General features: G+C 60.5%; 15 protein-coding genes. All 15 read right to left on the minus strand.

Annotated elements, in window-relative coordinates:
• Window positions 1-68: 68 nt before the first annotated feature.
• Window positions 69-1,556, minus strand: coding sequence for a nitrogenase cofactor biosynthesis protein NifB (gene nifB, locus AB9K37_RS05295; RefSeq protein ID WP_369835887.1), 1,488 nt, complete (start codon window positions 1,554-1,556; stop codon window positions 69-71).
• Window positions 1,557-1,762: 206 nt separating this feature from the next.
• Entirely contained in the window at window positions 1,763-3,538 is a 1,776-nt protein-coding gene (nifA, locus tag AB9K37_RS05300) for a nif-specific transcriptional activator NifA (RefSeq protein WP_369835888.1), read from the minus strand.
• A 229-nt stretch (window positions 3,539-3,767) separates the two neighbouring features.
• Window positions 3,768-5,060: an RNA polymerase factor sigma-54 gene (rpoN, locus tag AB9K37_RS05305; RefSeq protein ID WP_369835889.1), complete on the minus strand. Its 1,293-nt coding sequence runs from the start codon at window positions 5,058-5,060 to the stop codon at window positions 3,768-3,770.
• Between the two features lie 93 nt (window positions 5,061-5,153).
• Window positions 5,154-5,852 (minus strand): ATP-binding cassette domain-containing protein, encoded by a 699-nt coding sequence (locus AB9K37_RS05310; protein ID WP_369835890.1) that lies wholly within the window; start codon window positions 5,850-5,852, stop codon window positions 5,154-5,156.
• On the minus strand, window positions 5,849-6,544 hold the full coding sequence (gene modB / locus AB9K37_RS05315; protein ID WP_369835891.1) for a molybdate ABC transporter permease subunit: 696 nt from the start codon (window positions 6,542-6,544) through the stop codon (window positions 5,849-5,851). Before modB ends, AB9K37_RS05310 begins: the two co-directional genes overlap by 4 nt.
• Complete coding sequence (gene modA / locus AB9K37_RS05320) at window positions 6,544-7,293, minus strand: molybdate ABC transporter substrate-binding protein (RefSeq protein WP_369835892.1); 750 nt, start codon at window positions 7,291-7,293, stop codon at window positions 6,544-6,546. The genes modB and modA overlap by 1 nt, the downstream gene beginning before the upstream one ends.
• Entirely contained in the window at window positions 7,290-7,637 is a 348-nt protein-coding gene (nifW, locus tag AB9K37_RS05325; protein ID WP_369835893.1) for a nitrogenase stabilizing/protective protein NifW, read from the minus strand. Before nifW ends, modA begins: the two co-directional genes overlap by 4 nt.
• A 26-nt stretch (window positions 7,638-7,663) precedes the next feature.
• Window positions 7,664-8,392, minus strand: a complete 729-nt coding sequence (cysE, locus tag AB9K37_RS05330; protein WP_369835894.1) for a serine O-acetyltransferase — start codon at window positions 8,390-8,392, stop codon at window positions 7,664-7,666.
• A complete protein-coding gene (gene nifV, locus AB9K37_RS05335) occupies window positions 8,389-9,570 on the minus strand; it encodes a homocitrate synthase (protein WP_369835895.1) in 1,182 nt (393 codons plus the stop codon). Before nifV ends, cysE begins: the two co-directional genes overlap by 4 nt.
• A 10-nt stretch (window positions 9,571-9,580) precedes the next feature.
• Complete coding sequence (gene nifS, locus AB9K37_RS05340) at window positions 9,581-10,783, minus strand: cysteine desulfurase NifS (RefSeq protein WP_369835896.1); 1,203 nt, start codon at window positions 10,781-10,783, stop codon at window positions 9,581-9,583.
• Between the two features lie 13 nt (window positions 10,784-10,796).
• The gene (gene nifU / locus AB9K37_RS05345) at window positions 10,797-11,822 is read right to left on the minus strand and encodes a Fe-S cluster assembly protein NifU (RefSeq protein WP_369835897.1); all 1,026 of its coding nucleotides are present in this window, start codon (window positions 11,820-11,822) and stop codon (window positions 10,797-10,799) included.
• A gap of 15 nt (window positions 11,823-11,837) precedes the next feature.
• Window positions 11,838-12,158 (minus strand): iron-sulfur cluster assembly accessory protein, encoded by a 321-nt coding sequence (locus AB9K37_RS05350; RefSeq protein WP_369835898.1) that lies wholly within the window; start codon window positions 12,156-12,158, stop codon window positions 11,838-11,840.
• Window positions 12,159-12,320: 162 nt separating this feature from the next.
• Window positions 12,321-12,770: a hypothetical protein gene (locus AB9K37_RS05355; protein ID WP_369835899.1), complete on the minus strand. Its 450-nt coding sequence runs from the start codon at window positions 12,768-12,770 to the stop codon at window positions 12,321-12,323.
• Window positions 12,757-13,308 carry a nitrogen fixation protein NifQ gene (locus AB9K37_RS05360; RefSeq protein WP_369835900.1) on the minus strand — a complete coding sequence of 184 codons (552 nt, stop codon included), beginning with the start codon at window positions 13,306-13,308 and terminating at the stop codon, window positions 12,757-12,759. Before AB9K37_RS05360 ends, AB9K37_RS05355 begins: the two co-directional genes overlap by 14 nt.
• Window positions 13,292-13,597: a ferredoxin III, nif-specific gene (gene fdxB, locus AB9K37_RS05365; RefSeq protein ID WP_369835901.1), complete on the minus strand. Its 306-nt coding sequence runs from the start codon at window positions 13,595-13,597 to the stop codon at window positions 13,292-13,294. The genes AB9K37_RS05360 and fdxB overlap by 17 nt, the downstream gene beginning before the upstream one ends.
• Window positions 13,598-13,599 lie beyond the last annotated feature (2 nt).

The following is a 13,599-nucleotide window of genomic DNA, read 5'->3' on the forward strand; positions in this document are numbered from 1 at the left end:
CTCCATTCGCGGCAAAGGGATCAATCCTGGCGGCGCGGGAGAGCGCGCTGCCCCTACGGTGTCTGGACTTAGGCGGTTTCGATTTCTGCCGCAGGTAGGCCATGACGTGCCCGATAAACGGCCGAGACTGCGGTCTCGATGTAGTCGTAGGCGTAGTCCTGAATGGCGGTGATCCCAGCCTTTTCCAGATCCTCGCGCGGGCAATCGCCGATTTTGGCACAAAGGATGGTGTCGATCCCCTCGAGGGTTTTGATCACCAGTTCCAGCTTGTCTTCTTCGCCATAGCCGCCCACGCAATAATTGTCACAACGGCGGTGGGTAACAAAGCGGACGCCCTCTGCGTCGACCTCGAAAATCTGGAACTCGGTCGCATGGCCGAAGTGTTGGTTTATACGACCGCCTCCTTTGGTGGCCACAGCGACCAAAAGCGCCTCTGCTTCGTCCGCCACAGCAGCATCGGTTTCCGCCTTGGCCACGGCGGCGGCGTTCCGGCGGTCTTCGCGTTCTTTGGCAACCCATTCGCGATAGGTCTCGCGCTTTTCGGGATCGTAGGTGACCTCATCGGGGACCAGATCCATTGTGAATTCCTGACCCCGATCCTCGCCCAAGAGACCAACCGCATCCGCACGGCATTGGCGGCAATGCTTCATCAGGTTTGCGCCGCCCGCACAGGCATCCTGCAATTTCTTCAGTTCCGCAGCGGTCGGGCCGCGCTGGCCCTCAAGGCCAAAGACCGTCCCGTGCTCGGGCGCGGAAATCAGCGGCATGATGTTGTGCAAGAAGGCCCCGCGCTTCTTCACCTCTTTATTCACCTCGAGCAGGTGTTCGTCGTTGATCCCGGGGATCATGACAGAGTTGACCTTCACTAGGATGCCCCGCTCGTGCAGCATATCCAGCGATTGCATCTGGCGCTCGTGCAGGATCTGGCTGGCCTCTAGGCCCATGCGGCGTTTGTGTTCGTAGAAAATCCAAGGATAGATCTTTGTGCCGACCTCGGGGTCGATCATGTTGATCGTCAGGGTCACGTGGTCGATGTTCATATCCAGCAGGTCATCAACATGATCGGGCAGCGCCAGACCGTTGGTCGACAGGCACAGCTTGATATCGGGCAACGTTTCCGCCACGCGCTGAAAGGTCTCTTTGGTCTTGCGCCAATCATAAGCGCTATCCCCCGGCCCCGCGATCCCCAACACCGACAGTTGCGGAATCTCGTTGGCCACCGCAATGACTTTACGCGCGGCCTGCTCGGGGTTCAGGCGCTCTGAAACCACACCGGGACGGCTTTCGTTCGCGCAGTCGTATTTGCGGTTACAGTAGTTGCACTGGATGTTGCAGGCGGGCGCAACGGCTACGTGCATCCGAGCGAAATAATGGTGGGCCTCTTCGGAGTAACATGGGTGGTCTTTCACCTTTGCCCACGTCGCCGGATCCATGTCTTCGGGCGCATCGGACGATCCACAACTGGACGAAGAACACCCTTCGGACTCGAGTGCCTTGGTCAGGCTGTCCTTTGATCCGACCGAAAGGCCGTTAAGTGAAATCACATTGGCGGTCATGGCGTTTCCTCGCTGTTGCGTCACTGGTCCTGTCTGTCTGAATGGATACAGCAACGAAGAGGCCAAGCAGCTAAGCCCATGAATTCTCTTCTTTTGTCGTGTTCTTTGTCCGGTGTGTGACAATGCATCTGCAGCATAGGGACAAAAGCAAACGCGCGGGACCACAGGGCCGCCGCGCGTTTAGGTCTGGGGTCGTCTCTCTGGCTTTAGATTTTACGGACCTCAACATCGTACTTCTGCAAAGCATAGGCGATCTGGCGGGGTGTCATCCCCAGTAGCCGTGCGGCCTTGGCCTTGACCCAGCCTGCCTCTTCCATGGCGGCAATCAGCTCCTCGCGTTCAGTATTGGCGGTTTTTTTACGTACGAGGCCGCTGGTCTCGCGCTCTGGCGCGTCTTCTACCTCGGGCTCATCGTCTATGGGCTGGCGCCGAACACTGGGGGTCAGAACGCGGCCGACCGCGAGCCCACCAATGGGCGAGGCTCCCTCCTGCAAACGCCAGAGTTCAGCGGAAAGGCACGATCCCATATTACAAGCCAATTCGCGCCCCAGAACCACCGCACCATCGGACAGTGCCGCCGCACGGTTCACACAGTTTTCAAGCTCTCGCACATTGCCCGGAAACTTGCATTTGCAAATCGTTTCAAAGGCATTCGGGGCAAAGCGAACTTCGGTCCCATTCGTTTGGTTGAACCGATCCAGAAACAGTTGCGCCAAGGGGCGGATGTCCGAGGGACGTTCTCTGAGCGGCGGCAGTACAATCGGGACCACGCAGATACGGAAGTAAAGATCGGCGCGGAACAGCCCCCGCGCGACGGCATCCTCCAAATCACGGTTCGTGGCGGCGACAATGCGGGTATCAACCTTGATGGTTTTGGTGCCGCCGACCCGCTCGAACTCGCCCTCCTGCAAAACGCGCAGGAGTTTGGTCTGAAAGGTCGGGCTGATCTCGCCGATCTCGTCCAGAAACAGCGTACCCCCATCCGCCAACTCGAAACGCCCTTTTTTCAGAGTGTTGGCACCGGTAAAGGCACCCTTCTCGTGGCCAAAAAGTTCCGACTCCAGCAGGGTTTCCGACAAAGCTGCGCAGTTTACGCGAACAAATGGGCCTTTGCTGCGGTTGGACTGGCTGTGCACGGCGCGGGCGAATAGTTCTTTGCCTGTCCCGCTTTCACCGCGCAGCAGCACTGGCGTACGGGTTGCGGCCACGCGTTTCACCTGCGCGATCACATCGGCAATGGCGGGACTGTCGCCGACAATCCCTTCGACTTTTACGCGCACCGGCTTGTCCCCGCGCTGCTCGCTCATGCTCTGCAACAAGCGACGGGTGTCGGCTTGGGCGCGCTCACGATCCCTGGCAATCACACGGCGAAAGCGCAAGGCTTGTTCCAGAAGCGACGCAACCATGGTTAGCACACGCACATCTAGATCCGATTGCCCTGCCCGTGGACTGTCATGGCTGCGAAATGCTGCCAGTACCCCCAGAACAAAGTGGCTCTGATCGGGATCGCGCAGGGGCACGGCAATCATGGTCTGTCCAGTTCCGCGCAATCGGGGCGGCACGGCATCGGCACCGAACTCTTCTTCCAGATCAAAGGACACCAGCGGCACCCCTGACTTGAACATCAGCCGCGCGACTTTGGTTGGAAAAACCTCTGATGGCTCAGTCCCGACAGTCATCGGAAACGTGGTGGCGGCGATGACATAAGGATTTGTTTCCCGTGGCGCTTTTTCACCATCGGACCTTCGCTCGGATAAAAGAGCCAGAACACCGTGTTTCAGGTCCAGAAATGATGACAGAACATTCAAAATTTCCGGCACGACCTCGATCGGATCGGGGGCCGTGGCAAAGGTCTTGGCTATCGCATAGATCGCATCCAGCGCCATGCTATTCGTGGCACTGCGCGCGATATCTGCTGGCTTTGAGGCGCCGTCACCGGTCAATGGGACGGCGTCTTCGGGCTTGCTGTGCAAATCAATCATCCTCGAAGCGTCCTATCTGGCAGCTCCTCCCATTGAATTACGACGTCCGTAGCCTTCCTCCAAAGGCCGCCACGAGGGCAGACATCGCAAATCCAGATTAGCAGAGGCCCATTCCAAGAAGGGACGTTGTTGCGTAAAAACCCCAATTTTTATTGGACGAAACCGAGATCGCCCGTTCGCTGTGCAGTCCGCACACAGGGAAACGACATTCTTGTTGGGTGGGGCGGTTTCAGGCCTCGGCAGCGATGGCTTTGCGGCGTCGGTCGTAAGACGACCCGAGTCCCAAAGCGACTCGGTATTTGGCGACAGTGCGACGTGCGATCCGAAGACCGGACTCGCGGGCCAGCCTCACGATCTGGTCGTCGCTCAGCGGATTTGAGCGGTCCTCTGCCCCGATCACCTCTTGGACAAAATTGAGCGCACGGTCGCGCGACACAGCGGCTCCGCCTCCCGTTGCTTTGACAGCACGTGCAAAGAAGGCGCGTAACGGCAGCGCGCGCGTGGGCGTCTGGATCATCCGGCCCGACAGTGCTCTGCTGACGGTCGAGGCATGAAGGCCAACCTCGGCCGCAACATCCTCTAGGCTGAGCGGCTCCAGATAGGCAGAACCTCCGTCCAGAAAGGCGCCTTGCCGCGCCACCAAAACAGCGGCAGAGCGCAGCAATGTATCCCCCCGCCGCTCCAACGCCTGCGCCAGTTCGCGCGCTTCGTTCAATGCTCTACGACGATCGGCGGCGGCATCCTCGTCCAATGTGCCGTCTTCCGTGCGTTCATCCCGAATCGTGATCGTGGCAGAGGTCGCTCGGTTTAACTCGACCACCCACCCTTGGTCCGTCTTGGTGGCAATCAGATCTGGGGGAAAGACGGGCGTGGGGGTGTGGTCAAACGCCATGCCTGGTTTTGGTGAAAACGCCCGCAGTTGCGCCACAATTTCTGGTAGGTCATGAAGGTCGCAATCGCACAGATCGGCCAGTTCGGCGTGGCGATTCTGGGTAAGCAGGTCCAGATTGTCGATCAGCGTCTCCAGTTCCCACGTCAGCACATCGGCTTCGCGGGCCTGAATCCGCATACAATCTGCCAGATCGCGGGCAAACAGTCCCGCAGGTTCAAAGTCCTGCAAAACCTTCAGGATGCTTTCTGCCCGCACCAAGGGGACCCCAGCCTGCAAAGCGACAGTTTCAACGGTTTGTCCCAGCCAACCTGACGGCTCCAGCGCTTCGGCAAAGCGTAGGGCGATCATGTGGTCTGCTGGCGCAGAGAAGGCCTGCTCGATCTGGTCAGCGACATGCGACATCAAACTCGGGCGCTCCGAGGCGACACTCGCGAGGGCGTCAAAATCTTCGGCCCCACGCGCGGCCAGCGCACTGGGAGGAGCATATTCGACATAGGGGTTGGCCTGCGCCCGCTCGGCCAGATAGTCGGACAAGTCGCTTGAGGACATGCCCAGAATGGCCAATGACTGCAGCATCTGCCGACCCATCTGCATCGTCTGGCGTTGCGAGAGCGTCTGAGCAAATTCCATGAGTCCTACCCTATCATGCGGCCTTGTTTTCTTGGGCATCCTGCGGGTCGGCCGCTGCAAAGATTTCGCAGGATGCTAGGAAATCCAGCAAATTTAGATAGCGCAGGTCACCTTGCCGACTGCGGCCAGCGCCGGTCCAACGCCATACGCTTCGCCTTCGGTGACGGACCGCACCTGTCCGTCCTGAAGGGTCACGACCTGATGGCACAGGCGACGGATCTCTTCGGGAGCGTGGCTGATATAGATCATCGGGATCTGCGTCTGACGCTGGACCCGCGCGATCAAATCCAGAGTCCGTGCCTTTAGAGCGGGGTCGAGCGCCGAGACGGGTTCGTCCAGCAGCAAAAGTTCAGGTTCCGCCATCAGGGATCGTGCAATAGCGACGCGCTGGCGTTCGCCGCCCGACAAACGCAGCGGGCGTGCATTCAGTAGATGGTCCAAATCAAGCGCTTCGATAACCTCGTGCCAGAAAGCCGTCCCTCGGTTCTGAGAGCCATAGGCCAGATTGCGTTCAACCGACATGTGCGGAAACAAGAGGCCATCCTGAAACACCACCCCGATCCGGCGCTGTGCAGGCGGCACGTTCAGCCCAAGCGTGCTGTTAAACAAGGGACGGCCCGACAGGGTAATGCAGCCCTGTCGTGGCTTCAGGTGCCCCGCAAGGCAAGAGAACAACGTCGATTTCCCCGATCCCGAACGCCCGATCAGCCCCGTGATCCCGGCCGCAGGGAGCGACAGGTTCACGTTCAGATGGAAGTGCCCTTGGCGGTGGTTCAAGCGTAGATCAATCATGTGGGCACCTCTTGCAGGTTGGTGCGGCGTGCAATGGCTTCGGACGCGAGCAGTGCGCCACCTGCTAAAACGAGCGATAGGATGCACAGGCGCAAGGCCGCTGCGTCCCCGCCGGGGCTTTGGGTCACAGTGAACAGGGCCAAGGGTAGTGTCTGCGTTTTGCCGGGAATGTTGCCCGCCAACGTGATGGTCGCGCCGAACTCTCCAACCGCGCGAGCAAATGCCAAGGTCAGCCCCGTCAGAATACCCGGCGCCATGAGCGGCAGAGTCACGGTGATGAACACCCGCACTTCTGATGCACCTAAGCTGCGTGCTGCGCGAGCCAGCCGAGGATCTATTGCTTCGGCGGACTGGCGGATCGCCCGAACCATAAGGGGAAAGCCAACCACTGCACATGCAACCACCACAGCGCCTTCGCTGAACGCAATGCGGAGCCCAAGCAGTTCATAGAGTGGCCCACCGATCAGCCCTTTTCGCCCGAGCAGCAAGAGCAGTAGATATCCCAGCACCACGGGCGGCAGCACCAAAGGCAAATGGACAAAAGCATTCAGAAGTCCATGACCAGGGAAGCGTTTCACCCCCAGCACCCAACCGAGCCCAATCGCAAAGGGTAAGGCCCAAAGCACAGCAAGGGACGACGCCCGCAAAGACAATATAAGTGCCGACATTTCGGTGGGGCTAAGGGCGAACATCACATGCCCTCCGGTCCGGTCACAAAACCATAGTCAGCCAGGACGTCCTGCCCCTCGGGCGACATGAGATAGGCTGTCAGGGTTTTGGCCCCGACTGCGTCTTCGCCTTGGGCAACTGGTGCGATCAGATAGCGGATGGGCGGGTGGCTGTCCTTTGGCAAGCGTGCGACAATGGTGACCCCATCGTCCAAAGCAGTATCACTGGAATAGACGAGCCCATAGGCGGCTTCTTCGGTTGAGACTGCCGTCAAGGTCGCCAAGGTGTTGCGAACAGGAACGAACCCGTCTTGGATACCCTCCCATACTCCAAGGGCCTGAAGAGAAGCTCTGCCATAGGCCCCAACGGGGGCGCTTTCAGGGTCGGCCATCACGAAATTCTCGCCTCCCAGCGCTGCGGGCAATTCGGCAGGTGCGATGGGGGCCGCCCCTTTTGGCCCGATGAGGACCAGCGCGTTCGACATTAATTCCAGCACTGCGTCTTCTTGCACGAGCCCTGCGTCCGTCAAGTAGGCCATCCATTTTGGGTTTGCCGAGATGAACAAATCAGCCGGTGCGCCCTGTTCAATCTGGCGGGCCAACCCACCCGAGGCGCCGTAGCTGGTGACCGCTGCAATGCCCGACTGGCTGATCGCCGCGTCCACCGCCCCGCTGGTGGAGGCCGCCGCCAGAAGCGTCGGCTCTGCCATAGCCGGAGCCGTGAGCAATGAGCAGATCGCGACCGCGACGCGCAGCATCACCCAGCGCATCATTCAGCCGCCAGTTTCAGGGTATCGATGCCAACGAATTTCGCCTTCAGTTTGGCTTCTTCGTCTTTGAAAACCTTGAAAACTTTTTCTTTCAGCGGGGTGCTCGCGACGAAATCGCCATAGGCTTTGGCCAAAAGCGCCCGCGCCTCTAGGAACAGGGCATCTTCGTTTTTGCCTGCCGCATCCAGATCGCGCAGGTATGTGCCAAACCGCTTCATGATGTGCAAGCGGGAGACGTTGACGATATCCTGCTCGAAAGGCAGCAGCAGGTAGGTAAAGATATCTTCAGCCGAAGACAGTTTGCCGATGTGGTCCAAAACGCCGTTCTCTTCGAAATCCTTGGGCATGGTCTTAACTCCTGTTGCGTGTGAAATCAGTGAGGCCGTCGATCCTGATGGACCGAGCAGCCGTCGGGCTTGGTGGTGGGGGCGCTGCGGTCCAGCGCCGCGCCAGTCCGGTCGCGGGCGGCCAGTCGCGCCTCGAGAAAAGCAATACGGTCCGTCATCTGTGCCAAAGCACGGCCCACGGGATCGGGGATCAAATGATGGTTCAAATCGACCCTATAGGTCTGGTTTAGCGGGCGGTCGGTTTGCACGATCCGCGCAGGGATGCCGACGACTGTGGTTTCGGCGGGAACCTCCTCGACCACGACCGAGTTTGCACCGACGCGGGCCCCTGCCCTCACGGTGATCGGCCCCAGAATTTTCGCGCCAGCGCCGACCATCACCCCGTCTTCTAGCGTTGGGTGACGCTTGCCCGGCGACCAAGACACCCCACCAAGGGTGACGCCGTGATAGAGCGTTACATCGCGACCCACTTCGGCGGTTTCACCAATCACCACACCAGCGCCGTGGTCGATAAAGAAACCAGCGGCGATTTTTGCCCCCGGATGGATGTCGATCCCCGTCGCCGCACGGGCCAGATAAGACAGCAGCCGCGCAGCGAACTTCCAGTTGGCTTTCCAAAGCCTGTGGGCAATCCGGTGGGCCACAATCGCGTGCAGGCCCGGATAGGTCAGCGCGGTTTCGATCCGTCCTCGAGCCGCTGGGTCGCGGTCTCTGATGGCAGCAAAATCACTCGCAACGAGCCGGCGAAAGGTCATACCCGTTGCTCCTCTGGGCTATTGGCCAGCACGCGGGTGAGACGGGCAACCATACGTGCCAGATCTTCTGGTGTGGCGCTCCGTTTCACTTTGATTGCGTGACGGCGGAGCAAGGGGCGCAGTCGTTCGACGATATCGTCTGTGGCGGGCAGACCTGCGGCTTCCAGAGCAGCGCGCAGACCCGCAACGCCTGAGTGCTTGCCGACCACGATCTGGCGTTCCCGTCCGAACCGCGCCGGAGCGCAGCGGGGATCTTCGTAGGTCTCCACGCATTTCAGGATCGCATCGACGTGGATGCCGGCTTCATGCGCAAACACCATTTCGCCAGTGATCGGTTTGGCGGGCGGCAAGGCGCGGCCCGACGCCATCGCGACCGTCAAGGACAACGCTGGCAAGGCACACAGGTTGATCCCCGTGGCAATTCCGTTGGCTTCGAGAGCAGCAGCAACCTCTTCGAGGGCTGCGTTCCCGGCCCGTTCCCCAAGCCCGTTGACGGTGACAGACAGGTGGGTCGCCCCCGCATGAGCAGCCATCATTGTATTGGCCGAAGCCATCCCGAAATCATTGTGGGCGTGAAATTCGATGGGCAGAGGGATGCGCGCGGTTAGGTCCGCAACCAGACGATAGGCCGCCATCGGGTCCAGAATACCCAAAGTATCAGCCAGCCGGAACCGGATCGCGCCCGCGGCAGCGGCCACTTCGGCCAGTCGGATCAGAAATTCGGGATCGGTGCGGCTGGCATCTTCGGCACCGATGGACACCTCAAGGCCGCGCTCGGTCGCACAATAGACCAGTGTGGCCGTCTCGGTCAGAATCCAATCGCGGTCGCGGCGCAATTTGCCTTCAAGCTGGCGGTCCGAGGTGGGCACAGCGAGGTGCACGCGGCGAACGCCGGTCTTCTGGGCCATGTCCAGATCGCTCAGGCGCAGGCGGCACCAGACCACGGGGGTTGCCCGCCGCAGTTCCGCGGCCAAGGCGCGGATTTCGGCCAGTTCCTCATAGCCCATGGCAGCCACACCAAGTTCAATCTCGGCCACACCCGCGTCGTCCAACGCACGAGCAATGGCCAGTTTCTCGGCCAGAGAAAAGGCCACACCCGCCGTTTGCTCGCCATCCCGCAGGGTGGTGTCGCACAAGGTCACCGGCAGTGGGGTCTGGATCGGAGCAAACAGCGTCATGGCACTCTCCTTAGGCGTAAGCGGGGGTGAAGCCGCCGGGCTGTGCGCCCTCTTCGGACCAGAACGGGGACATCTGTCGCAGGCTGGCGATAATGTCAGGGACAACGTCCAGCACCCGGTCAATATCGGCTTCGGTCGTCTCACCGCTGAGCGAGAAGCGGATAGCGCCGTGGGCCGCGGTAAAGGGAATATCCATCGCCCGCAGCACGTGGCTGGGCTCCAGCGACCCCGAAGTACAGGCCGACCCCGATGAAGCCGCGATCCCTGCTTGATTGAGCTTGAGCAGGATTGCTTCGCCCTCGATGTACTCAAAAGCTATGGTCGAGGTGTTTGGCAGACGGTCCAGCGGATCACCCGTCACAAAGCAGTGGCCGACGGTTTCCAACAGGCCCTGTTCCAGCTTGTCACGCAGAGCGATCATGCGGGCGGTGTCTTCGGCCATCGAGCCCAAGGCCATCTGAGCTGCGACGCCCAAGCCGATGATTGCAGGCGCATTTTCAGTGCCAGCGCGACGACCGCGCTCTTGGTGGCCACCCCGCAGGAGCGGGCGGAACCGTGTGCCTTTGCGCAGATAGAGCGCGCCCAAGCCTTTGGGCCCGTGGAACTTGTGCGAGGACAGGGACAGCATGTCGATGTCGGTATTTTTCAGGTCGATGGGCAGCTTACCAACCGCCTGAACCGCGTCCGTGTGGAACAGCGCGCCAACCTCGTGGGCCAGCTCAGCCAGACCGTCCACGGGGAACACCGTTCCAGTCTCGTTATTGGCCCACATAAAGCTGACAAGTGCGACCTTTTCCGACAGCGCGGCACGATAGGCGTCGATGTCCAGACGGCCTTGCTTGTCCACTGGGATGCGGTGCACGACCACGCCCTCGTGCTTTTCCAGCCAATCGCAGAGCGACAGGATCGCGGGGTGCTCGACCATCGAGGTGATGATCTCGTTCCGGCCCTGCATCACCTGCAAAGCCGAGCGGATCGCGGTGTTGTTCGACTCCGTCCCGCCCGAGGTAAAGATAATCTCGTGGTCGAACTCCGCGCCGATCAGAGCCTGAAGGGATTTGCGGGCCTTGCGCAGGGCACCGCCGACTTCGGCGCCAAAGGCATGGATCGATGAGGCATTGCCGAACTGCTCAGTGAAATAGGGCAGCATGGCGTCCACAACTTCGGGATAGACGCGTGTGGTGGCGTTATTGTCCAGATAGACAGGGGTCATCGCAGGCGTCTCCTCAGGTTTTGGCGACGGGCATCACACGCACCATGCGGCCCAGAGCTTCGGTGATCTTCTTTTGCAGGCCGCCAAGGGTGTGGCTGGCCAGCTGGCAACCCGAGCACGCGCCGGACAGGTGAACCAGAACGAGGCTGCCTTCCATGTCGACTAGTTCCACATCACCGCCATCGGCGTTGAAGACGGGGCGCATTTCCTCGATGATTTTCGAAACGACAATCGCCTCTTTGGCGGGGCTGTATTGGGTGGGCGCTTCGGCGACCTCCACTGGGGCGGGGGCCGGAGCAGGTGCAGGTGCGGGCATCGCGATCTGAACGGGTGTTGGCGCGGCCGGAGCAGCAGCCGGTGCGGGCTTCAGATCAGGAATGACAAAGCCGGTGGCCTTTTGTTTGACCGGCTTGGGGGCTGCACCGAATACATAGGCCTCGTCTGCTGCGATCAGCCCTTCGGTGACCATGGCCGCATTTGTGTCAGCCAACAACTCTTCCAGCGGCTCGCGGCAGGAGTTACAGCCGCCGCCCGCCTTGGTGTAAAATGTCACCATCTCTAGCGTGGTCAGCTTGTTGGTGCGGATGGCGCGTTCGATCATACCCGCGTCGACGCCAAAGCACTTGCAGATCAATGCGCCCTCTTCGTGGTCATCGTCTTCCAGCGTTTCACCGGTATAGGCGGCGACGGCTGCGGTCAGCGCCTCTTGGCCCATTACAGAGCAATGCATCTTTTCGGGGGGCAGTCCGTCAAGGAAGTCGGCTATGTCCTGATTGGTCAGCTTGCGGGCTTCGTCGATGGACTTGCCAATGATCAGCTCGGTCAGCGCCGAGGACGATGCAATCGCAGAGCCACAGCCGAAAGTCTGAAACTTGGCATCTTCGATGATGTTCGTCTCGGGGTTCACCTTCAACATCAATTTCAGGGCGTCCCCGCAGGACAAGGAGCCGACCTCACCCACAGCGTTGGCATCGACCAGCGCGCCCGCATTGCGGGGATTGAAGAAGTATTCTTTGACTTTGTCACTATATTCCCACATCGGGCGCGCCTCCTCTTAGCAGAACGATTTGCCGCAGCCACAAGAGCTGGAGGCGTTGGGGTTTTCGAACACGAAACCGGACCCTTCGAGGCCAGAGACAAAGTCAATGGTCGTGCCCGACAGATGGGACTGGCTTTCGGGGTCGATCAGGATGGTGACTTCGCCCGCCTGAACAATGGCGTCATCGGGCTGCTGCTCCAGCTCCAGAGCCATGCCGTATTTCAGGCCGGCACAGCCGCCGCCTTGCACCATGACACGCAGACCGGCCACGGGCTGTCCTGCACCGTCGATGGCGGTTTTGATTGCGCTGCGGGCGGGTTCGGTAATCTCGATCATAGCACGCTCCTGTTGGATAAAGGGATTTGCCATAGGTCCAGCAAGGAAGGGGCCAAGCGTCAGGGGCACGCAATTTCAATGCCTTATCCAGAAACCGACAAATGTCAGGAACGACAATGACGGGTTTGCGACACTTCTTTTCTTTGAGGGGGTCTTGGCCGATTAGTCTTCGTCCGCCGCGTCCAGATGCGACAGCAGCCAAGCTCCGCCAAATCGGTCGGTAGGGTCGAGCGTCGCAGCGTGGGTCAGGTAGGCCTCGGCCAAGGGGCGATCCCCGAGCCGAGCGGCGCAATAGCCCAAAGCCACCAGCGCCTGCATATAATGGCCCGGCGCAAACTCCATGGCCGAAAAATCCGCATCCCCTGCCCTGACCTCGCGCCAATCTGCCGCGATATTCAAGCGGCGGGCAGCGTGGGTCAGGACGTGGGCGGCTTGATCCTGCGCAGAAGCGTAATCGTGGGTGTAGAAGTAGAACCGATAAGCGGCGAGCCGCACATCCGGGTCATCGGGCGCAATTTCCAGCGCACGGGCGATGGCGGCTGCGCTTTCCAGTGGCCGGGTGCGGGCAGCCTCGGCACCGCTGAGCAAGGTTTGGAAATCAGTCGGGGGCAAAACAGTCGGCTCGTTCCGGACAATCGTCACAGGTTGGCGACAGACACAAGCTGAAGGCCGCGTCCGAGCAGATCTGGCGATAAAAGAACTTTTTCCAGCGCATATTGGCGTGGTTCGCAGCGGCCAAGCCTGGCAGATGGCGACGGATCATGGCGCTCAGGTAGGCACGGTTGGGCAGGCCCAGATCCTCCCACAGGTGGCGGGTCTCCATGGCGCGGCGCGCGATGATGGCCGCAAGCCAACGCGCTTCGGGGGTGCCCGCCTCGGACTTCCACAAGATAAGGGTCGCAATGGCCTGCTGGTCCGAAGGGCGCTCTGGAGCGGGCAGATGCAGATCGGGCAACAGGGCATTGGGCAGCCACTTATCCCGTAGAGCGGTCAGTTCCGCTCCAGACAGCCCTAGACGGTGTGTCAACGGCCCCTGCCCGGCCCTCCGCTCGGCCATGGCGTGTTCAAGGATATACATGATGTCCGCCCCGAATAGCGCAGTTCCGGCCAAAGCCGGAAGCGCGACAGGCTGATCAGTCCACGGCCGCATGGGTCTGGCAATCCGAGGGGCAGACACGGGCACACGCGCCGCAACCAATGCAATTCTCGGGGTGGATCATCGACATAACGCTTTTGATGATCTCGTCCTCGACATCGTCGTATTCGTCAGTGCCGGGGCGGACCATTTCTCCATCCTCGGTCAGACCATGCAGGGTCATCACATCGCGACCGCAAACCTTGAAGCACCGGCCGCAACCAATGCACTTGTCGGGGTCGATATTGGTCAGGAACTCGGGGACGTATTCCGCCCCCCCACGGGTATAAGCAACCATCGGCATCG

Source organism: Donghicola sp. XS_ASV15 (genome assembly GCF_041224595.1).
Taxonomy (GTDB): Bacteria; Pseudomonadota; Alphaproteobacteria; order Rhodobacterales; family Rhodobacteraceae; genus Donghicola.